Origin of the sequence: Shimia sp. MIT1388 (genome assembly GCF_047124445.1) — a bacterium.
GTDB lineage: Bacteria > Pseudomonadota > Alphaproteobacteria > Rhodobacterales > Rhodobacteraceae > Shimia.
In genome coordinates this window covers 1,979,301-1,998,170 of record NZ_CP138921.1, presented here as the reverse complement: position 1 = coordinate 1,998,170, position 18,870 = coordinate 1,979,301, and the positions used below count along the sequence as shown (strand labels likewise).

General features: G+C 61.1%; 21 protein-coding genes. 5 read left to right on the top strand and 16 right to left on the bottom strand.

The genetic code is table 11. From position 1 onward, the window contains the following. Positions 1-56: 56 nt before the first annotated feature. Positions 57-920: a LysR family transcriptional regulator gene (locus SIB92_RS09850; protein WP_412555615.1), complete on the top strand. Its 864-nt coding sequence runs from the start codon at positions 57-59 to the stop codon at positions 918-920. Here SIB92_RS09850 and SIB92_RS09845 read toward each other — a convergent pair whose 3' ends face one another. The 10 genes from SIB92_RS09845 to SIB92_RS09800 form a co-directional block, all read right to left on the bottom strand. After that, positions 921-1,235: a hypothetical protein gene (locus SIB92_RS09845; protein WP_412555614.1), complete on the bottom strand. Its 315-nt coding sequence runs from the start codon at positions 1,233-1,235 to the stop codon at positions 921-923. Positions 1,236-1,318: 83 nt separating this feature from the next. After that, positions 1,319-2,407, bottom strand: a complete 1,089-nt coding sequence (locus SIB92_RS09840) for a Zn-dependent alcohol dehydrogenase (RefSeq protein ID WP_412555613.1) — start codon at positions 2,405-2,407, stop codon at positions 1,319-1,321. Positions 2,408-2,500: 93 nt separating this feature from the next. Next, entirely contained in the window at positions 2,501-3,706 is a 1,206-nt protein-coding gene (locus SIB92_RS09835) for a TCR/Tet family MFS transporter (RefSeq protein ID WP_412555612.1), read from the bottom strand. Positions 3,707-3,878: 172 nt separating this feature from the next. After that, positions 3,879-4,643: a hypothetical protein gene (locus SIB92_RS09830; protein WP_412555611.1), complete on the bottom strand. Its 765-nt coding sequence runs from the start codon at positions 4,641-4,643 to the stop codon at positions 3,879-3,881. A 4-nt stretch (positions 4,644-4,647) separates the two neighbouring features. Beyond that, positions 4,648-5,358, bottom strand: a complete 711-nt coding sequence (locus SIB92_RS09825) for an alpha/beta fold hydrolase (RefSeq protein WP_412555610.1) — start codon at positions 5,356-5,358, stop codon at positions 4,648-4,650. Continuing rightward, a complete protein-coding gene (gene pcaD / locus SIB92_RS09820; protein ID WP_412555609.1) occupies positions 5,351-6,139 on the bottom strand; it encodes a 3-oxoadipate enol-lactonase in 789 nt (262 codons plus the stop codon). The genes SIB92_RS09825 and pcaD overlap by 8 nt, the downstream gene beginning before the upstream one ends. Before the next feature lie 2 nt (positions 6,140-6,141). After that, complete coding sequence (locus SIB92_RS09815; protein WP_412555608.1) at positions 6,142-7,344, bottom strand: endonuclease/exonuclease/phosphatase family protein; 1,203 nt, start codon at positions 7,342-7,344, stop codon at positions 6,142-6,144. Then, positions 7,345-8,319: a threonine/serine dehydratase gene (locus SIB92_RS09810; RefSeq protein ID WP_412555607.1), complete on the bottom strand. Its 975-nt coding sequence runs from the start codon at positions 8,317-8,319 to the stop codon at positions 7,345-7,347. Then, complete coding sequence (locus SIB92_RS09805) at positions 8,316-9,161, bottom strand: alpha/beta fold hydrolase (RefSeq protein ID WP_412555606.1); 846 nt, start codon at positions 9,159-9,161, stop codon at positions 8,316-8,318. The genes SIB92_RS09810 and SIB92_RS09805 overlap by 4 nt, the downstream gene beginning before the upstream one ends. Then, complete coding sequence (locus SIB92_RS09800) at positions 9,161-9,847, bottom strand: haloacid dehalogenase type II (protein WP_412555605.1); 687 nt, start codon at positions 9,845-9,847, stop codon at positions 9,161-9,163. The genes SIB92_RS09805 and SIB92_RS09800 overlap by 1 nt, the downstream gene beginning before the upstream one ends. A 141-nt stretch (positions 9,848-9,988) precedes the next feature. Between SIB92_RS09800 and SIB92_RS09795 the strand changes: the two genes are divergently transcribed. Further along, positions 9,989-10,417 (top strand): FKBP-type peptidyl-prolyl cis-trans isomerase, encoded by a 429-nt coding sequence (locus SIB92_RS09795; protein WP_412555604.1) that lies wholly within the window; start codon positions 9,989-9,991, stop codon positions 10,415-10,417. A 59-nt stretch (positions 10,418-10,476) separates the two neighbouring features. Here SIB92_RS09795 and SIB92_RS09790 read toward each other — a convergent pair whose 3' ends face one another. Further along, positions 10,477-10,806 carry a hypothetical protein gene (locus tag SIB92_RS09790; RefSeq protein ID WP_412555603.1) on the bottom strand — a complete coding sequence of 110 codons (330 nt, stop codon included), beginning with the start codon at positions 10,804-10,806 and terminating at the stop codon, positions 10,477-10,479. A gap of 288 nt (positions 10,807-11,094) precedes the next feature. Between SIB92_RS09790 and SIB92_RS09785 the strand changes: the two genes are divergently transcribed. Beyond that, positions 11,095-12,150: an NAD(P)H-dependent flavin oxidoreductase gene (locus SIB92_RS09785; RefSeq protein ID WP_412555602.1), complete on the top strand. Its 1,056-nt coding sequence runs from the start codon at positions 11,095-11,097 to the stop codon at positions 12,148-12,150. Positions 12,151-12,212: 62 nt separating this feature from the next. On the opposite strand, the gene fabB is transcribed toward SIB92_RS09785, so the two are convergent. The 3 genes from fabB to fabA form a co-directional block, all read right to left on the bottom strand. Then, a complete protein-coding gene (gene fabB, locus SIB92_RS09780) occupies positions 12,213-13,442 on the bottom strand; it encodes a beta-ketoacyl-ACP synthase I (RefSeq protein WP_412555601.1) in 1,230 nt (409 codons plus the stop codon). 158 nt (positions 13,443-13,600) lie between these two features. After that, positions 13,601-14,008 (bottom strand): GFA family protein, encoded by a 408-nt coding sequence (locus SIB92_RS09775; RefSeq protein ID WP_412555600.1) that lies wholly within the window; start codon positions 14,006-14,008, stop codon positions 13,601-13,603. 178 nt (positions 14,009-14,186) lie between these two features. Continuing rightward, on the bottom strand, positions 14,187-14,693 hold the full coding sequence (gene fabA / locus SIB92_RS09770) for a bifunctional 3-hydroxydecanoyl-ACP dehydratase/trans-2-decenoyl-ACP isomerase (RefSeq protein ID WP_294118985.1): 507 nt from the start codon (positions 14,691-14,693) through the stop codon (positions 14,187-14,189). Between the two features lie 192 nt (positions 14,694-14,885). On the opposite strand from fabA, the gene irrA reads away from it, so the two are divergent. Together irrA and SIB92_RS09760 are read left to right on the top strand one after the other, a co-directional pair. Further along, complete coding sequence (gene irrA / locus SIB92_RS09765) at positions 14,886-15,302, top strand: iron response transcriptional regulator IrrA (protein WP_412555599.1); 417 nt, start codon at positions 14,886-14,888, stop codon at positions 15,300-15,302. 87 nt (positions 15,303-15,389) lie between these two features. After that, a complete protein-coding gene (locus SIB92_RS09760; protein WP_412555598.1) occupies positions 15,390-16,370 on the top strand; it encodes an NADPH:quinone reductase in 981 nt (326 codons plus the stop codon). A gap of 101 nt (positions 16,371-16,471) precedes the next feature. On the opposite strand, the gene SIB92_RS09755 is transcribed toward SIB92_RS09760, so the two are convergent. Beyond that, positions 16,472-18,010, bottom strand: coding sequence for a phospholipase D-like domain-containing protein (locus SIB92_RS09755; RefSeq protein WP_412555597.1), 1,539 nt, complete (start codon positions 18,008-18,010; stop codon positions 16,472-16,474). Beyond that, the gene (locus SIB92_RS09750; protein WP_412555596.1) at positions 18,001-18,870 is read right to left on the bottom strand and encodes a hypothetical protein; all 870 of its coding nucleotides are present in this window, start codon (positions 18,868-18,870) and stop codon (positions 18,001-18,003) included. Before SIB92_RS09750 ends, SIB92_RS09755 begins: the two co-directional genes overlap by 10 nt.

The following is an 18,870-nucleotide window of genomic DNA, read 5'->3' as shown; positions in this document are numbered from 1 at the left end:
GATGCGCAGGCATAAACTCAAATTATCCTTTTTCATCCTTAGAGGCGGTTTAGCTAATGGATAAGGCTGGGTTTGGTCATCTGCCTTTGGAGTGGGTGCGGGCGTTTGAGGCGGCGGCGCGGTTGGGCAGTTTTACGGCAGCGGCGCAGGAAACCGGGTTGACGCAATCGGCGATCAGCCAACGGATTGGCAATCTTGAGGCGCGGCTGGGGACGCAGCTGTTTGTGCGGCAAGCGCGGCGGATCACCTTGACCGTGGATGGTGAGGCGTGGCTGCCGCATGTGCAGGCGGCGCTGGTGGGGTTGCGCGACAGCACCGAGGCGCTGTTTGGCGTGTCGCGCAATCGGTTGACGATTTCAGCCAGTGCGTCGGTGAATGAACTGTGGTTGGTGCCGCGCTTGGGGCAGTTGGCGGAAGTCAGCGGGGCGCAGATCACGCTGAGCACAATGGTTGTGGCGTCAGGGGAGACTAAAGACGATGCGGCGGTACGTATTCGTTATGGCAGTGGCGATTGGCCAGTGGCCCATGCGGTGCCTTTGTACGAGGAACGGTTGAGCCCGGTGGTGGCGCCTGCATTGTTGGCACAAGGGGCGTGGCAGGCCTTGCCGCGCCTGTCAGTGTCTGGGCCGCGGCCAAGTTGGCGGCGGTGGTGTGCGCAGACAGATACGCCGACAACGCCGGTGGCGCATCTGCGGTTTGATAGTTTTTGTGCGGGGTTGGCGGCGGCGCGGGCCGGGCAGGGGGTGCTGCTGGCGTCCTTGCCTTTGGTGCAGGCGGAATTGGACGCGGGACGGTTGGTGCGGGTCACGGATGAGGTGCTGCGCCACCACGAGACTTATTGGCTGCTCGGTGCCAAGGAACGGCTGTCACGGCGGCAGTGGCGGCAGTTGTCGGACTGTCTGGTCGAGGGCACGGTGTAGTTAGCTGCCGGTGGCCTCGGCAAAGGCTTCGAGTTCGCGTTCGATTTCGCTGATCGCGGCTTGGGTGCTGTAGAAATAGAGGTCCGGGGCGTCGACGTCGTCCATGAAGGCTTCGATTTCCATTTGGATCGGTTGGTCGTCGATCGCTCCGGTGACGCGCCAGCGACGGGTGTCCTCAACGGCCATGCAGGCGAGGTTGCGGCGGACCTCTTTGGCGAGATCCGCCGGAAAATCCAGGCGCGGATTGTTGGCCAGTTGGGTCAGAAATGGGGCGACCTCGTCGGACGCGAAGTTCATCGAGGTCTGGGATGTCATGGGCGGCAGAGGCTTGGGAGCGTTCGGTTTGAACAATTCGGTGACAAACTTGAGCACGGGGGCCTCCGGAAGCGATTGTGACGTTAGCTGTCAAATACAATCACATTGCGCTTTGCGCTACCGGTTTTGGTGTCGGCGATGGCCTCGTTGATCTGATCCAGCGTCCAGCGGCCGGAGATCAGCTCGTCGAGTTTCAGGCGGCCTTGTTCATAGAGGTCGACCATCCACGGGATATCGCGCTTGATGACCACGTCGCCCATTTTGGAGCCCTGCATGCCTTGGCCGATGGCGGCGAGGATGACCGGCTCGTAGGTGGATTTGGCACCGGAGTGCGGCATGCCAACCATGATGACCTTGCCGCCCGGTGCGAGGTAGCGCGGGGCGTCGTCATAGGCGGGGATCGCGCCGACGGTGACGATCACGGCGTCGGCGCCGCGGCCCATGGCGCGCATGGCTTTCACGAAAGGTTTTTTGTCGGTGGCCAGCACGCCGTCGGTGGCGCCGAATTCCTTAGCGATTTCAAGTTTCTCTTCGCTCATGTCGACGGCTACGATGCGACGAGCACCGGCGATGCGCGCACCTTGGATGGCGTTGAGGCCGACGCCGCCGGCACCGATGACAACCACGTCCTGACCCGCGCGGATTTGGGCGGCGTTCACCACTGCGCCAACGCCGGTGATCACGCCACAGGCGATCAGGCTGGCAGCTTCCATTGGGATGTCTTCAGAGATTTTCACCACTTGGGATTGGTCCACCACGACCTTTTCAGCAAAGGCACCGCAGGCCATAGCCTGGTGCAATTTGCCGCCGTCCACAGTGGTCAGCGGGCCTTTGTCGCCATCATAGGGCGTGCCGCAGATCACCGGTTTGCCTTCGGAACAGGTCGGGCAGGTGCCGCAGGCGCGGATCAGGGTGACCACAACCGCGTCACCTTCCGCGAGGCCGGTCACGCCGTCGCCGACCGAGGTGATGTGTCCGGCGGCTTCGTGGCCGTAGACCGCGGGCAGGCTGCCGCCCCAGGCGCCGTCGGCAAAGGAGATGTCGGAGTGGCAGATGGCGACGGCGGAGAGTTTGACCTCGATCTCGCCCATTTGCGGCGCGCGCAGGGTGACGTCTTCGACGACAAGGGGCTGGCCAAATTCATGGCAAACGGCGGCTTTGATGGTGCTCATGGGCAAGTCCCTTGTGTTTGGTGTCACATCCAGTTTGGGCCAGCTTAGGCGCGGGGGGATGGTTCAATCCAGACACTGGGTGTCGTTTTTTGCCTAAGTGGCGCGACGTGACTTTGCAAAAACCACAATTGCGATCATCAAAAGGGCGGCGGCGAGCACAAAGGGGGCGCCGGGCAGATAGAGCACAGCGTGTTTGTCGGAGAAATACGCAAAGGTTTGCGTCATCACCAAAGGTGCTGCGATATGGGCGAGCGAAGTGAGCGAGGCGGAGATGCCTTGCAGCTCGCCCTGCGCGTCATCGGACACACGGCGGGACATGATGCTTTGCAAGGCGGGCAGGCCGACAGAGGAAAGCGCGGCCACGGGGATGCCAATGAACAAGAGGATGCCGTTGGAGATCACCGCGAGATAGATCAGCGCCACAACTTCCAGTCCAAGGCCGATCACAACCGTGCGGCGGTTGCCAAACCATTTGGTGAACGGACCAATCAGGGTGGCCTGGACAATGGCAAAACAGAGGCCATAGGCGGTGAGGCTGAGGCCAATCATGGCCTCTTCCCAGCCAAAACGCTCGATGATGAAATAGGGCCAGATCGCGGGATAGACCGCGGCGGCAATCTGATAAAAGAAGAACACAATCAGCAGGTTGGTCATGGCCGGCAGTTTGCCAAGCGCTTGCAGCGCGCCCAGCGGGTTGGAACGCCGCCATTCAAAGGCGCGGCGATTTGCGTCGGTCACGGTTTCCTTAAGCACCATCCAACCCAGGAGCGCGTTGCCACCGGCCAGCACTGCGGCGGCCCAGAACGGCGCGCGGGTGCCAAATTGGCCCATGAAGCCGCCCATCGCAGGGCCAAAAACAAAGCCAACACCCATAGCAGCGCCAATCATACCGAAGGCTTTGGCCTTTTCTTTGGCGTCAGACATGTCCGCCATATAGGCCATCGCGGTGGCGTAGGTGGCGGCGGTGATGCCCGCCACGATGCGGCCAATCACCAAAATCCAGATGTTATGGGCCATGGCCATAATCACATAATCTGCCGACATGACCGCAAGTGACACCAGCAGTACGGGACGGCGGCCAAAGCGGTCTGAGAGATTGCCCAACAACGGGCCGCAGAGGAACTGCATGAAGGCAAAGACAGTGGACAGAATACCGCCCCAGACAGCCGCTGCACCAAGGTCGCCGCCGGTCACCTCTTGGATGAGGTCGGGCATCACCGGGATGATCAGGCCGATGCCCATGGCATCGATCATCACCGTGGCCAGAATCACAAATATTGGCAGACGGTTGCGCATCATAATGACTTTAACTCTATGGTTGTATCAGGGCAGGAAAACGCGGGTCGGTCAACTGATTACTGAGGGGCTGTGCCACATTCTGATGGCTGCATGTGGCATAGCCGCATACGTGTGGCGCAAATTGGCGTGGCCCCAAAAGGGGCGCAAGCCTTCCGTTACGGCAAAAGGGGGGTTAGGCAGCAGACGCCATGTTCAGCAAGGACAGGCTGCTGAGCGCGATTTGCGGCAGGTAAAGAGGTTCGCTGGCGGCATCGGATGTTTCCTGAAACAGCGCGTTGAGGCCTAGAAGCTGGGACCGCAGGGCGTCATTGGCAGGAGATGCCGGCACAGTGTTCGCGGCGGTGTCGCCCGCCAGCGTGAGCCAGTTGGCAATGGTGCGGATAGGGGCGCGGGGGGCTTGTGGCGCGCCAAGTTTGAGCGCCTCGCCAATGTTGGTGCCAATCTCCGGTGCATCCGTGAAGGCGACCCGCAGGCAGGTGTCGCGGATCATTGGCAGATCAGCCAGCAAGGTGGTGCGGCTGTCGCTGTCGGGCAGGGTTTTTAACGCGGTTTCGGCCTGGGTCAGAAGCTGGCGCAGGCGCAGCATCAGCGCGGTGTCGGCCACGTCTTGCGGATTGGCGTTGTTCAGGATGTATGTGCTGTGCTCTGGCGCCTCCATCGCTTTGTCGAAGGCAGCGGCCAAAGCGGGAATGTAGCTGCCATCCTGGGCAACGCCATCAGCCAGTCCTGCCGGGTCAATCTGTACTTCCATGGAACTGCGGTGGATGAAGAAGGCGCTGTCTTCTGGGATCTCGCCGCGTTCGGTCTGCACCTTGGCCAGCGTGCCCAGCACCAGCAACGCGGCGCGGATTTCGGCACTGTGGGTGAACAGGCGGCCTGCTTCGCCCACCGGGTAAAGCTTGGTGAACATCGGGCTGTCAAAAACGGAGGCGGTCATCGGGTCAGTCTTTCAGGATGTGGTCGATCAGAGCGGCGAGGCCAGCGGGATCGGCAAAGAAAGGGGAGTGGCTGGTGGGCATCTCATAAACGTCCTCAGAAGGCCAGTCCTCTGACATGGTGACTTGAAACTCCGGCGGGATGGCCTGGTCATTCATGCAGCGGATGTAGCTGCGTGGCGTTTGGCGGTGGCCGTCACCCAGTGTGATCTTGGTTTGTTGGGCGGCAATGGATTGCGGCGACAGATGGGCCAAGGCGTAGTCTTCCGTGCCGGGCGGGCAATCGTGGTACAGTGCGTCCCGAACTTTGGCGGGCTCGAAAGTGTAGCTTTGCCCATCTTCGTGGCGCTTGATGGCCTGCATAAGCGGCTGGCGCGGCGCTGCAATGCGCATGTCGATGGTGGAGTGGTTGTCCCACGGGGCATAGGCGCAGAGGTAGATCAGGCGGGCGATGCGACCGGGGGCGAGGTCTGCGGCGCGGGTGATTGGGAAACCGCCCCAGCTATGGCCTAGGACGACGGTGTCCTCACCAAGAGCGTTGATGATCGACTTTGCGCAGCTGTCCAGCGTGACGTCTGTCACTGGGGTGGTGTCGTTGCCGTGTGACGGCATGTCAATGGCGCGGGCGGTGTGGCCGAGGGCTTCGAGCGCGGGGATGAGGTCGCGATAGCACCAAGCCCCGTGGCAGGAGCCGTGAACGAGAAGAATGTCAGACATGGCCGGTTTCTTTCATGAAGGTCGTTAGGAGCGCGGCGTAGTCTTCAGGCTTTTCCACGCAGGGCAGGTGGCCGGTGCGGCGCAGAAGTTCCAGACGGGCGCCGGGGATGAGTTCGACGGTTTCGCGCACCAGATCAGGCGGCGTGGCACCGTCCTCAGAACCGGCGATACCCAAGGTGGGCAGGCGCAGACCGGAGGTGGGCGTGTAGAAGTCGGTGCCTTGGATGGCAGCGCAACAGCCCGCGTAGCCCTCGGTTGGGGTGCTTTCCAGCATGGCTTTCCAATGGGTCAGCTCTGGTCGGGTTTGGAAATCCCGCGAAAACCAGCGCAGCATGATGTCAGCGGACATGGCGGGCAGGCCCTTGGAGGTGACCATGTCGATGCGGTCCTGCCACATCTTGGGAGAGCCGATTTTGGCGGCGGTGTTGGAGAGCACCATGGCCCGCACCAGATCGAGGCGCTTTACCGCCAAACCCTGCGCCACCATGCCGCCAATCGAAAGGCCAACCACCAGCGCGTCTTTGACGTTGAGGTGCTCCAGAAGGGCTTCGGCGTCTTTCACCAATGCCCCCATAGAGTATGGCGCGGGCGGCACCTCACTTTCGCCATGGCCGCGCATGTCATAGCGGATGATGCGCAGGCCGTCGGGCAGATGCTCCAGGATCGGGTCCCAGAGGTGCAGCGTGGTGCCGAGCGAGTTGATGAACAGCACCGGCGCGCCGTTGGGGTCGCCTTCGTCGCGGTAGTGGGTTTCGATTTGGTTGAGCGTGGCGGTTGGCATGGTCAGTCTTGGTCGTCGGTTTTGAGGCGCATGTGGGCCATGATTTGCCCGTGGTCAGAGGCGAGTTTGTTATAGGGCGCTTCGGCGTGGCTGCCATCGGTGAGATGGTCATTGAACACGCTGAAGTAGTCCATGTCGCCGAGGCGGTCCGGATTGTCCGGGTGGAAGTGCTGGCTGAGATAGATTTGATCGATGCTTTCGTAAACCCCTCCAAAGGCGGTGGTGTAGACCATGTCGCGCAGGGATTTGCGCGTGAACAAGGCTTCGGCGGAGGTTAGGCGGACGGAGGTGACGGCGTCTTGGATGGCGTCGTTTTCTTTTCGGGTGTAGCGGTCGTTGGCGTGTTTTGCGTCGTGGCGCAGCATCCAGCTGTAGTTGCGGAAGGGCACTTCGCCGGAGATGATTTCGGAGCTGACCGCATGTTCGCCGTCGTTGAAGTCGCCCAGCACCATGACCGGGCGGCCTTGGTTCAGTTCTTCGACAATGGCGCGGCGCAGGACCCAGGCTTCGGCCATGCGGCGCAGGGCTGCGCGCATGGCCCCCATGGCGCGGCCCAGTGGGTCGTAGTTGGTGAGGTCGGCCTCAGGGGCTTTGCCGTCGGCGTCGCGGGGGAACTCGCCCAGTTTGGATTTGAGATGGCAATTGAAGACGGTGATGATTTGATCGTCCACGGGGATGCGCGCCTTCAGGATCGGACGGGAGGTGCGGCGCAGGACAAAGGCGCCGGAGTCGTCGCCGTCCAGACCCTGGAAGGGGATTTCGACGGGGGTGTCGAGGTCCTGGATGATCTCGGGGGGCTCCGCAAAGCCGTAGCGTGACAGGATGGCGACGCCGGGGCGGCGTTTGCCCGGCTCGCCGGTGTCGTTCACGTTGGGGGCGACAAACAAGCCGCCGTCGCCGTAGGGCGTGTAGCCAAGTTTGCGGAAGATGGCCTTGCGGTGATAGCGCTTGGATTTGTCGGGGATGACCGCGGCGTTGGACTCTTCGCCGATGCGGTCGGCCTCTGCGATCACGCCGCGCAAAGAGGGTTCGTCAAAGATTTCCTGAAAGCCCACGATGTCGGCGTCCATGGAGAACAGCTGGCTGGCGGTCCAATCCTCTTTCCAGGCGTGTTCCTCGGGGGTGTAGGACTGGAAGGTGTAGTATTCCTGATCCGGGCCGATCAGGTTTTTCACGTTGAAAGAGGCGATGGTGAAATTGGTCATTTACGGGAACCTTTTAAGAGCGTCAGCAAAGACATCGGCGTCGACATTGCCGCCGGTGCAAACAGCGACCACAGCGTCGCCTTTGATTTTGTCGCCATGAAACAGGGCGGCGGCCAGGGCGCAGGCCCCGCCGGGTTCGGCGACGATTTTCAAGCGTTTGAAGGCGAGGGACATGGCCTGCAGCACCTCGTCTTCACTCACAACAAATCCGGGGCCAACCAGACGCTGCAGGATCGGGAACGTGAGGTCGCCGGGCTGGGGCGTGATGATGGCATCGCAAATGGAGCCAGTCTCATTGGCATTGCGCTGGATGCTGCCGGTTTCCAGAGAGCGTGCGGTGTCATCAAAGCCTTCGGGCTCCGATGGGCGGGCGCGCAGGTTGGGGGCGTCGGCCTCAAGAGCCAAAGCGATGCCCGCGGTCAAACCACCGCCGCCGCAACAGGCAATCACGTCGCCAGAGGTCACGCCAAGCTCGGCGGCTTGGGTTGCGATTTCCAGCCCCACGGTGCCTTGGCCGGCGATTACTTGCGGCTCGTCATAGGGGCGGATCAGGGTCAGGCCGCGCTCTTCGGCGATCTTGTTGCCCACCTCTTCACGGCTTTCGCCACCGGCGCGGTCATAAAGCACCACTTCGGCCCCCAAGGCGCGGGTGTTGTCGATTTTCAGCTTCGGGGCGTTCTGCGGCATGATGATCACCGAGGGCGCGCCGTGGGCGGTGGCGGCGGCGGCCACGCCTTGGGCGTGATTGCCGGAAGAGAAGGCGATCACACCGCGTTTGCGGGTGGCTTCGTCCATAGCAGAGACCGCAGACCAACCGCCGCGAAACTTGAAAGACCCGGTGTGTTGCAGGTTTTCGGCCTTCACCAGCACGCGGCGGCCAGCGATGTCATCCAAGAATGGCGAGGTCAGCATGGGCGTGACGCGGGCGTGGCCTTGGATGCGCTTTGCAGCGGCGCGGATCATGTCGATGTTCATGCGGACTCTCCGTTGGGCAGTTGGGCGATCCATTGGTGCAGCACATCAAGGCATTCCGGCTCGTCCAAGAAAGGCACATGGGCGCGGTCTTTGACCTCGGCGGCCAGCATGGGCGCGCGGGACTGCATTTCGGTGTAGGTCTCTTGGCTCAGAATGTCGGAGTGCTCACCGCGCAGGACGGCGAGGGGGCGGCCACTGAGCTTGTCAAACTGAGGCCATAGGTCACCTGCGGGGGCTTTGGGATCGAACTCGGCTAGCACGGCGTTGCGCAGTTTCGGATCGTAGTTGATGTTGAGGCCATCGTCAGTTTCGACAAAGTGGTGCGCGGCCTCTTCTTCCCAACGGCTGGCGGGGACATTGTGAAAGCCGGGCAGGCGGGTGGCTAGGGCCTCGGCGGCCTCGGCGCGGGTGGTCCACACCGGTTTGCGGCCAATGAAGACGAGGATGACTTCGAGGCCGTCAGTTTCGATCACCGGTCCCACGTCGTTGAAGCAGACGCCGGTGACTCGGTTGGGGGCCATTTCCATCAGCGTGAGTGCGATGAGCCCCCCACGCGAGGTGCCAAGGATCGCGGTTTTGTCGACGCCAAGGTGGTCGAGCAGCTCAAGCGCGTCTTGGGCCTCGCGCAGGAGATTATAAGTGGCGAAGTCTTCGGCCCATTCGGATTGGCCGCGGCCACGGTAGTCCATGCGGATCACGCGGGCGTCTTTCAGGTGGGGGTGCACATAGTCAAAATCAGTGGCGTTGCGGGTCAGGCCGGAGAGGCAGAGCACAATCGGGCCGGGCCCGCCGGTGTCATCATAATAGAGCGACAGGCCGTCAGAGGTGGTGAAATGGGACATCAGGAACTCGTGAGATCGGGAATGCTGGTGAGGTCAGACAGAATGTGGTGGGGTGTCCATGGCAGGCGGTCGACGGGCTCACCCGCGCGGTTCACCCATGCGGTGGTGAAGCCGTAGCCGGTGGCGCAACCCGCATCCCAACCGTTGGAGGAGACAAACAGAACTTCGTCTTTGGCGCAGTTGAAACGCTGTCCAACAAGGTCATAGACCACTGCGGCGGGTTTGAAGATCTGCACGTCTTCGACGCTGAGCACATCATCAAGGAATTCTTGCACGCCCGCGGAGTCCACCGCGCCAGTGAGCATGTTGGGCGAACCGTTGGACAGGATCGCGGTGTTCATGCCTGCTGCTTTGAGTTTGGCAAGCATGTCCGGCACTTCGGGGTAGGCGGAGAGCTCCCAGTAGAGCGCCAGCAGACGTTCGCGCAGTTCCGGGTCACCTTGCAGGCCCGAGGCCTCCAGGGCCCAGTCGAGACCGTTTTGCGTGACCTCCCAGAAGTCGGTGTGGGCATCGGCAACGGCGCGCAGCCAGGTGTACTGCAGCTGTTTCAACCGCCAGTCGTTTGCCACTTTCTGCCAATGTTGGGCAAAAGCTTCGCGACCCGGTTCTGCGGCGGCTTCGCGGGCTGCTGCGGCGACGTCAAACAGTGTGCCGTAGGCGTCAAAAATGCAGGTGGTGATGGCCATGGTGTCCTCCCGTGTCGCGGGCAGAGTGGCAGGTTTGGTGCGGGGCGAAAAGGCCTGTTTTACAAATAGACGTGAGGGCTATAGGGTGCGCGCTTCAAGCCGGCCGGAGGGGTCGGACAAAGCTGACAGATGGGACATTTTATGACCGCAGCAAAATCGGGCGATACCGTCCGCATCCACTACACCGGCACCCTGAGCGATGGCTCTGTATTTGACAGCTCCGAGGGTCGCGATCCGCTCGAGTTCACCCTGGGCAGCGGTCAGGTGATCCCAGGCTTTGACACCGCCGTGGACGGCATGAGCGTGGGTGAGAAGAAAGTGGCGGAGATCCCGGCGGATCAGGCCTATGGCCCACGTCATGAGGAAGCGATTCAGGATGTGCCACGCGAGCAGATCCCGGCAGAGATCCCGCTGGAAATTGGCTTGCAGCTGCAGATGCAGTCCCCAACCGGTCAGGTTGTGCCTGTGACCGTGGTGGAGATCACCGATGAGGTGGTGAAGCTGGACGCGAACCACATGCTGGCAGGCAAAGATCTGACCTTTGCGATTGAGCTGGTGTCAATCAACTGATCACGCCAAGTGGTGTGATGATGAAAGCCCGTCGGTTTCGGCGGGCTTTTTTTGTTGGGTTATTGCAACAGCTTTTGCTGGTTGGCTATAAAGTCGCCACGGATGCAGTAGGCCATGTCTTCGGTAAAGGTTGCCACGCCACCCAGACGGTTTGCGCAATGGCGGCTGAACTGGAACTCATGCAAAATTGATTTTGGACGGTGGGCGTGATCGTGTGCGGCGCTGTCGGAGATGGTGCTTTGCAGCGCCACAAAAACAATCACCAGGCTCAGGATCACCAAAAACGGTTCCGCCTTCTTCAGCAAGGGGCGGCCGGTGAAGGCGTTGGTGGTGAGAAACACCAAGAGCGCCAGGCCGGAAACAGCCAGTAAGATTGCGGAAAGGGGCATTTGCAAAAAGGGTCCATGCTAGACGAAAGGGGCGAAATTTTCTGGGTCTATACTGTGGGATCTGCTCTACCTCCAAGACATTTAGCTGTGTCAAATTCGCCCAAAAGGTATGCGTTTGGCGCATGGCTGTGGTAGATGGTTGGATTCAAATGCCAAATTGGTAAGGGAAGGTGACCGATTGGCGTGTTTTGGAAAATTTGAAAGAGTTATGTGCCTGATGTGTTCCCGTAGTTTGACGGGGTTTTCTTTTGTCCGTGTGGCGCTAGCGTGAGAGCAGGAGGACGTCACATGGATTTGACTGCGTTGCTGGGACTAAAATGGCCGCTGTTGCAGGCGCCGATGGCGGGGGTGTCGACACCTCAGATGGCAGCTGCGGTGAGCAATGCCGGTGGTCTCGGCGCGCTGGGCCTTGGGGCCGCGGGCGTGGATGGGGCGCGGGAGATGATCCGGGCGGCGCGGGCGCTGACGGATCGGCCGATCAATGCCAATGTGTTTTGCCATGCGCCTGCGCTGCGGGATGCCGACGTAGAAACAGATTGGCTGTCCGCCTTGGCGCCGACGTTTGCGCGGTTTGGCGCAAAGCCGCCTGAGGCGTTGCACGAGATTTACACCAGCTTTGTGGTGGATCGGGCGATGTGTGACATGTTGATTGAGGAAGCGCCGGGGGTGGTGAGCCTGCACTTTGGCCTGCCGGACAGGGCGTGGATTGCGGAATTGCAGGCCGCAGGCAATCTGGTGTTTGCCAGTGCTACTAATATCGCGGAGGCGCGGGCCTGTGAGGCGGTGGGTGTGGACGCGATTGTGGCGCAGGGCATTGAGGCGGGAGGGCATCGCGGGGCGTTTGATCCGGATGTGGAGGATGAAGCGCTGCCAACGCTGTCATTGGTGGAGCGGCTGGTGGCGGCCTGTGAGCTGCCAGTGATTGCGGCGGGCGGTTTGATGGATGGCGCGGATGTGGCGCGGGCCTTGGCGCGGGGGGCTGCGGCGGCACAGCTGGGCACGGCGTTTCTGGATTGTACGGAGTCAGCGGCGGACGCAGCCTACCGCGCGGCGTTGCGGGACCCGGAGCAGGGGCCTCCGGTGCTGACCACATCTATTTCCGGGCGCGCGGCGCGCTGTATGCGGAATGATTTTGTCAAGCTGGGGCAGGGTTTACACGCCAAGGTGCCGGACTACCCGGTGACCTATGATGCGGGCAAGGCGCTGAATGCGGCGGCGAAGGCGGCTGGAGAGACAGGCTTTGGCGCGCAATGGGCAGGCACCGGCGTGGCACGGGTGCGGTCTGGTGGTGCGGCGGAGATTTTGGAAGCCATTGGCGCGGAGCTGCACGCGGCGCAGGCCTGACCCGAGAAATGCGAAATGCCCCGCGCGGGGCATTTCTGAAAACTTGCATATTGGGGCAGTGCTTAGCCGCGGTATTTGGACAGCAGCATTGAACCGTTGGTGCCGCCAAAGCCAAAGCTGTTGGTCATCACCGTGTCCAGACCGGCGTTTTCCACCAGATCGGTGGCCACTTCGCCCGGGTTGATTGCCGGGTCCATGTTTTCCACGTTGATCGATGGTGTGATGAAGTCGCCATCCAGCATCAGCAGGCAGAAGATCGCTTCCAATGCGCCCGCTGCGCCCTGGGCGTGGCCGGTCATGGATTTGGTGGAGGAGATAGGCGGTGTGGTACCTTCGCCGAAGACGCGGCGCACGGCCTCAACTTCGCCAACATCGCCAACCGGTGTGGAAGTGCCGTGGGCGTTGATGTAGCTGACCTTACGGTCTTCAGGCAGCGTGGCAGTGGCCAAACGCATGGCGCGTTCGCCGCCTTCACCAGAAGGGGCCACCATGTCATGGCCATCGGAGGTTGCGGCGAAGCCGGTGACTTCGGCGTAGATTTTGGCACCACGAGCCAGCGCGTGCTCAAGGTCTTCCAGAACCACAATGCCGCCGCCGCCGGAGATGACAAAGCCGTCGCGGTCCGCGTCAAAGGCGCGGGAGGCTTTTTCCGGGGTGTCGTTGTATTTGCTGCTCATCGCGCCCATGGCGTCAAACAGGCAGGACAAGGTCCAGTCGAGTTCTTCGCCGCCGCCAGCAAACATCACGTCCTGCTTGCCCATCATGATCTGCTCTGCGGCGTTGCCGATGCAGTGCAGGGAGGTCGAGCAGGCGGAGGTGATCGAGTAGTTGATGCCTTTGATTTTAAAAGCAGTTGCCAGGTTAGCCGAAATCGTCGAGCTCATGCATTTTGGCACCGCAAAAGGCCCAATGCGCTTGGTGGCGCCGGTCTTGGCCACCGTCTGGTGCGCGGTCAGCATGGCTGAGGTGGACGGGCCGCCGGAGCCAGCCACAAGGCCGGTGCGCTCGTTCACAACCTGATCCTCCGAGAGACCCGCGTCGGCGATGGCCTGCTGCATGGCGATATGGGCGTAGGCGGCACCGGGGCCCATGAAGCGCAGCGTGCGTTTGTCGACCAGCTCTTTGATGTCGATGTCGAGATGGCCCGCGATCTGACTGCGGAAGCCGTGCTCCGCCATTTCAGCGCTGGCGGAAATGCCGGATTTGCCCGCTTTTAACGAGGCGGTGACTTCTTCGGCATTGTTGCCAATCGAGGATACGATACCCAGTCCGGTAACGACGACGCGACGCATGTGCGCTCTCCCATAGTTTGCTGGGCACTATGTAGGGGATGAAGGGGGGGCGGCGCAAGGTGGGGCGTTGCGACAGGTCGCCCGTGGTCGGGATTTACCTGCCTGCGTGGGTGGGTGCCGCCTCTGGCTGCTTTGTATCGGCCAGAGGCGATCTTGCTTTAGCCGGGCATTTTTTCGAACGCAGGGATGCCGTCTTCCAAGACCGTCGCGTCAAGTTTGCTGGACACGTAGACGTTCACTTTGGGGGCAAATTCTTCGTGTTCTTTGATATTGCCGGCGCGGATGCCCAGCATGCCTTCGCGGGCCGAGTTTTGCGTGAACAGGGGCGTGCCGCAGGTGCCACAGAAATGTTTGGTCATCGTGGTGCCCGCGTCCGAGCCGTGTGAGAAGGTTTTAGGGGTACCGGAGATTTTGATGTCGTCCTGTTTCATGAACATCAACGTGGCATAAGCGCTGCCGGTAGAGTGGCGGCATGCGGTGCAGTGGCAGTTGGCCATCACTGGCACGTCACCGTCCGCTTCAAATGAAATCTCGCCGCAGAGGCATTGACCTGTGAGATGTGTCATGGGCTGTCCCTTGTCTGTTCGCGTTGTGGTGCGATGAGACTACGACAACCGGGGTATCGATCAAGTGTCGGGGCGCGACGTCACCGGAACGTGTTGGGGAGGAACGCCGTTTCCGCCGGTGTAACGAAAAAAGAGGCCCAGGGGCCTCTTTCGTTTCATGCAGACTGTCGATGTGGGCTTACTCTGCCGCCAGACCCACCTTCATGTCTTTCACTTCATAAATCTCTTCACCGTCAGCAAAGACTTTGCCGTTGGCGACGCCAAGCTTGAGCTTGCGGTCGATGATGCGGGTGAAATCCACGTGGTAGGTCAGCATTTTGCGGTCGGGTTTGACCATGCCTTTGAGCTTCACTTCGCCCACGCCCATGGCCATGCCTTTGCCGGGCATGCCGCGCCAGCCGAGGTTGAAGCCGGTCAGTTGCCACAGACCGTCCAGACCGAGACAGCCGGGCATGATCGGGTTGCCGGGGAAGTGGCATTCGAAGAACCACAGGTCCGGGGTGATGTCGAACTCTGCAACAACGTGGCCTTTGCCAAACTCGCCGCGGTCTGCGGAGATGTCGGTGATGCGGTCCATCATCAGCATGGGCGGGGCAGGCAGTTGCGCGTTGCCGGGACCAAACAATTCGCCACGGGCGCATTTCAGCAGGTCGTCTTTGTCAAAGCTCGTGGGATAGTCGGCCATTCTGGGTGGTCCCTTGTCATTTAGGTGTTGCTTTCGCCTGCTTTATCACCTGCCAGCCTGTCCCTGCAAGGCAAGTGTCAGGTGAGGGCAGAAGGGAGGCTGCGGGCGCGTGGATTTGTTTGCGACTCATTTTCATTTGAAATACGGGGGCAGTCTGCGTTAAATATGCAGCTGACGCACAGGATATGACTTATGACCACTGAGGCACTTCGCAACGGCACCCAATGGCTTGCATCGGCTGGACTGCGCCCGACACGGCAACGTGTGGCGCTGGCGGCCCTGTTGGTGGGCGACGGCAACGACCGGCATGTGACGGCGGAAAGCCTGTTTGCTTCGGTGCGCGAGCATGGCGATAGCGTGTCTTTGGCGACCGTTTACAACACGCTCAGGGCGTTTTGTGACGCGGGTCTGATGCAGGAAATCACTGTGGATGGCTCCAAGAGCTATTTTGACACCAACACCGGCGATCATCCACATTTCTTCTGGGAAGACGACCGCGTGCTGACCGATGCGCCAGCGGAAGAGCTGGAGATTTCCAGGCTGCCGGGTGCGCCTGAGGGCGCGGAGATTTCCAAGATCGACGTGGTGATCCGCCTGCGCCGGACCTGAGCGCGACGCTGGGTCAAACCTTTCTGAGAGCAATTGTCCTTGATTTGGGCCTGTGACAGCATGGGTGCCAAGCAGGGAGGATGTGTCATGAAAGCAGTGACGTGGCGGGGCTTTGGGCCAGCGCGGGATGTGTTGAAGGTTGAGGAAATGGCAACGCCGACAGCGGGTGCTGGTGAGGTGTTGGTGCGGGTGGCTTTTTCCGGCGTGAATCCGTCAGATTGCAAAGCGCGCAGCGGGTCGCGGCCTGGCGTGACCAAACCGCCGTTTGAGGTGATTGTGCCGCACAGCGATGGGGCTGGCGTGATTGAGGCGGTGGGCGACGGTGTAGATGCGGCGCGTCTGGGCGAGCGTGTGTGGCTCTGGAATGGGCAATGGCAGCGGCCGTTCGGGACCTGCGCGGAGTACATCGTCGTACCAGCAGAGCAGGTGGTGGCCTTGCCGGACGGCGTGTCGTTAGAGGATGGCGCGGTGATGGGCATTCCGGGGCTGACGGCGGCGCAGACGGTGTTTGGCGGTGGCGATGTTGCAGGCCAAACGGTGCTGGTGTCCGGTGGCGGAGGCTCGGTTGGCTATCTAGCGGTGCAACTGGCGGTCTGGGGCGGGGCGACGGTGATCGCGACCAGCGGGGCGCGGGATATGGACCGCGTGAAGGCAGCGGGCGCGACACATGTGTTTGATTACGCCAGCCCGACATTGGCGGAGGATGTATTGGCCATTTGTGACGGTGTGGATCGCGCTGTGGAGGTAGAGCTAGGGCCAAACCTGCCGTTGCTGACCGAGGTGATGAAGCCGTTGGGCACGATTGCGGCCTATGGGTCTGCCAAAGACATGGCGCCGGAAATGCCGTTTGGGCCGATGCTGTTTAAGGCTTTGAAGCTGGATATTTCGTTGATCTATATCCTGCCACTGGCTGAACGGGCGGCGGCGATAGCGCGACTGCATGGGGCTTTTGCTGATGGAGCTTTGAAGCTGGACGCGCCCAATGTGTTTGCGCTGGAAGACGCCGCGGCGGCCCATGAGATGGTAGAGGCCGGGGGGCGCACCGGGGCCGTGTTGGTGAAGTGCTGACTCGCAGCGTTTCGAGAAAAGTGGGACCGCAAATACCTTGCCGCGCTTCGCGCTCTCAGGACATTTGCGATGCTGGTGTCTAAATCATTTCTCGAAACGCTCTAAGTTAGCCCCTCGAGGCCGAACCATTGGGGCAGCACGGACATGAAGCGCCGCCAGAGGCCCGCATCCGGGTCTTTGGTGACCACTGTGGGGGCAACAGTTTTGGGCTGGTGCGTCCACTGCAAACCTGTGTCCTCGGCGGTAACCTTGTAGGCGAAATCCGCAAGGTTTTGATCCAAGTTTGTCAGGATGCTGCGCGCATAAGCCGGACTTTCGACCAAGAGGCCTATTTCGGCGTTGGTCTTGATCGAGCGCGGGTCGAGGTTCAGAGAGCCAACCAGCACGGAAGTGTCATCAATCACGGCGAGCTTGGTGTGCAGCGTGATGTGCGGCGGGCTCTCTATGTCGGTCAGGTTGAGCGCTTCGATGGCGTCGTGACGCAGTTCATAAAGTTCCACACCAGCGGCCAGAAGGTTGGCGCGGTGGCGGGCGTAGCCGCCGTGCACATAGGCGTGGTTGGTGGAGGCCAGCGAGTTGGTCACGATCCGCAGCTTCACACCGGAGCGGGCCAGATTGGCGTAGAAGCGCGCACCGTAGTCTTCGGGCACAAAATACGGGCTAATTAGGGTGACGTGGGACTTGGCCTCACCAATGGCGGCAAAAAAGGCTTCGCCCAAGATGTGCGGGCCTTTGCCCTCGGGGTTGCGCAGTTTTTGCGGGGTGTCGGCGATGATACGGGAGGTGCCTCGGAAAGGTGCAACCGTGCGGTTGGCAATGTCTTGCAAGTACGGCGCATTGATCGCTTTGGTGTAGGCGGCGACTTCGGGGCTGTCGGGGTCATAGGCCCAATCCGACAGCGTGATTTGTGGCGGCTGCGGCGCGGATTTGGCGCGCAGGTTGGCGACGGGAATGGCGTAGGCGTCGTTCCAGTAGGTGTCAAAGATCGGATTGATCTCGGCCGCCTCGGGGCCAAAGACCGCGAGGTCATAGTCGGCAAAGACCTCGGTGGGTTTGAGTTCGTAGTACTCATCCGCAAAGTTGCGCCCGCCAATGATCGCCATGTCGTTGTCGACGACAAAGGTCTTGATGTGCATGCGCCGGTTCACACGTTTGAAATCCCAGAGAAACCCCATGGCTTTGGGTGCGTTGCGCGAGCTGGGGTTGAAGATGCGGATTTCGATATTGGGATGCGTGTCGAGCACGGCGAGGTCGGTGTCATCGGCGGTGGTGAAGACGTCATCCACCAAGAGCCGCACGCGCACGCCGCGGTTGGCGGCGTCAAACAGCCGGTGGGTGAGGATGCTGCTGGCGGTGTCGGGTTTGATCAGGAAGGTGGCGATGTCGATACTGTGCTGCGCGTTTTCGATCATGCGCAGGCGAGCCCCGAGTGCGTCGGTGCCGTTAGTGAGCTCGAAATAGGCGGATTGCGCGCCGGTTTGGGCGGAGACCGCGCGGCTGACGGCGTCTGAGGAGGCATCGGCGGTGAGCGCGTAAGAGGGCGTGCGCGGGGCGTCAAATGGGACTTTGGCGCAGGCTATGAGGGCGGCTGAGACCGCCAGGAGCGCTATGAGGCGTCTGGTCGGATTTCTTAGAACCACTGGCCGGGTTCCATCAGGCCGAGATCCAAAAGCTGGCGCGAATGCCAGTCAAAGCGCACGGAGTTGTGCCATGCAAATTGATGGATGTCGAAAGTGGATCCTGGGTTGGCCTTGAGTGCCTTGGCTGTGCGGAAGGAACAAACCGCCGCCGTTAAGTTGTTGTGCCAGGGGCAAGCAAAGGTGTTGTATTCTTCATCCGTGAAAGTGAAGTCATCGCGCAGTTGCAGGCCCGGTTTGGCGCGGAAAATCGAGATGCGGTCGATCTTGCGTTTGTTGGCCGGGATGTGCTCTTCAAACCGCCAGCGCAGGCCGCCAAAGAAGTCCAGCTGACGCTCTTTAGGGTGGTCATGATTGTCGGCATCCCGTCGCGCCAAAGCATAGTAGCCGGAGCGGTCGAGTTGTGCGTTTTCCAGGGACACGGCATTGGGCGTGACGCTCAGGTCTGGTGCGTAGAGATCAATCACATAGGTGAGCATCGCGTCGCGCTGCTCTTCGGTGTGGAAGGCCAGCATCTCGCCGATGCCGCGGGTCTCACAAAACGGGAAGAACAGGTATTCGGCGTTGAAGCAGTAATAGAGCCAAACGGTTGGCGCGGCTTCGATGATTTTGTTGACCGCGTCGATCATCGGCTGGCCGCGTGGCGCATCCATGGTGATGCGCGGACACAGCTCTGCCAGTTCGTCCGACAGAGGGAAGGCGGCGGGCATAAACACGACGACTTTTTTGAAGCCAAGGTCGAGGTGGTGATAGAGCGTGCTTTCGATCTCGATGTCGTCTTCGACAAAGATCAGGGCCACGGGGCCTTTGGTCAGATCGGCCTGACCTTCGCGCAGAAACTGCTCCACCGAGTCGTATGTCAT

Excerpts from the sequence above, each read along its gene's own strand:
- SIB92_RS09850 (WP_412555615.1), top strand. The coding sequence starts at position 57 with ATGGATAAGGCTGGGTTTGGTCATCTGCCTTTGGAGTGGGTGCGGGCG.
- SIB92_RS09845 (WP_412555614.1), bottom strand. The coding sequence starts at position 1,235 with ATGACATCCCAGACCTCGATGAACTTCGCGTCCGACGAGGTCGCCCCA.
- SIB92_RS09840 (WP_412555613.1), bottom strand. The coding sequence starts at position 2,407 with ATGAGCACCATCAAAGCCGCCGTTTGCCATGAATTTGGCCAGCCCCTT.
- SIB92_RS09835 (WP_412555612.1), bottom strand. The coding sequence starts at position 3,706 with ATGATGCGCAACCGTCTGCCAATATTTGTGATTCTGGCCACGGTGATG.
- SIB92_RS09830 (WP_412555611.1), bottom strand. The coding sequence starts at position 4,643 with ATGACCGCCTCCGTTTTTGACAGCCCGATGTTCACCAAGCTTTACCCG.
- SIB92_RS09825 (WP_412555610.1), bottom strand. The coding sequence starts at position 5,358 with ATGTCTGACATTCTTCTCGTTCACGGCTCCTGCCACGGGGCTTGGTGC.
- pcaD (WP_412555609.1), bottom strand. The coding sequence starts at position 6,139 with ATGCCAACCGCCACGCTCAACCAAATCGAAACCCACTACCGCGACGAA.
- SIB92_RS09815 (WP_412555608.1), bottom strand. The coding sequence starts at position 7,344 with ATGACCAATTTCACCATCGCCTCTTTCAACGTGAAAAACCTGATCGGC.
- SIB92_RS09810 (WP_412555607.1), bottom strand. The coding sequence starts at position 8,319 with ATGAACATCGACATGATCCGCGCCGCTGCAAAGCGCATCCAAGGCCAC.
- SIB92_RS09805 (WP_412555606.1), bottom strand. The coding sequence starts at position 9,161 with ATGTCCCATTTCACCACCTCTGACGGCCTGTCGCTCTATTATGATGAC.
- SIB92_RS09800 (WP_412555605.1), bottom strand. The coding sequence starts at position 9,847 with ATGGCCATCACCACCTGCATTTTTGACGCCTACGGCACACTGTTTGAC.
- SIB92_RS09795 (WP_412555604.1), top strand. The coding sequence starts at position 9,989 with ATGACCGCAGCAAAATCGGGCGATACCGTCCGCATCCACTACACCGGC.
- SIB92_RS09790 (WP_412555603.1), bottom strand. The coding sequence starts at position 10,806 with ATGCCCCTTTCCGCAATCTTACTGGCTGTTTCCGGCCTGGCGCTCTTG.
- SIB92_RS09785 (WP_412555602.1), top strand. The coding sequence starts at position 11,095 with ATGGATTTGACTGCGTTGCTGGGACTAAAATGGCCGCTGTTGCAGGCG.
- fabB (WP_412555601.1), bottom strand. The coding sequence starts at position 13,442 with ATGCGTCGCGTCGTCGTTACCGGACTGGGTATCGTATCCTCGATTGGC.
- SIB92_RS09775 (WP_412555600.1), bottom strand. The coding sequence starts at position 14,008 with ATGACACATCTCACAGGTCAATGCCTCTGCGGCGAGATTTCATTTGAA.
- fabA (WP_294118985.1), bottom strand. The coding sequence starts at position 14,693 with ATGGCCGACTATCCCACGAGCTTTGACAAAGACGACCTGCTGAAATGC.
- irrA (WP_412555599.1), top strand. The coding sequence starts at position 14,886 with ATGACCACTGAGGCACTTCGCAACGGCACCCAATGGCTTGCATCGGCT.
- SIB92_RS09760 (WP_412555598.1), top strand. The coding sequence starts at position 15,390 with ATGAAAGCAGTGACGTGGCGGGGCTTTGGGCCAGCGCGGGATGTGTTG.
- SIB92_RS09750 (WP_412555596.1), bottom strand. The coding sequence starts at position 18,870 with ATGACATACGACTCGGTGGAGCAGTTTCTGCGCGAAGGTCAGGCCGAT.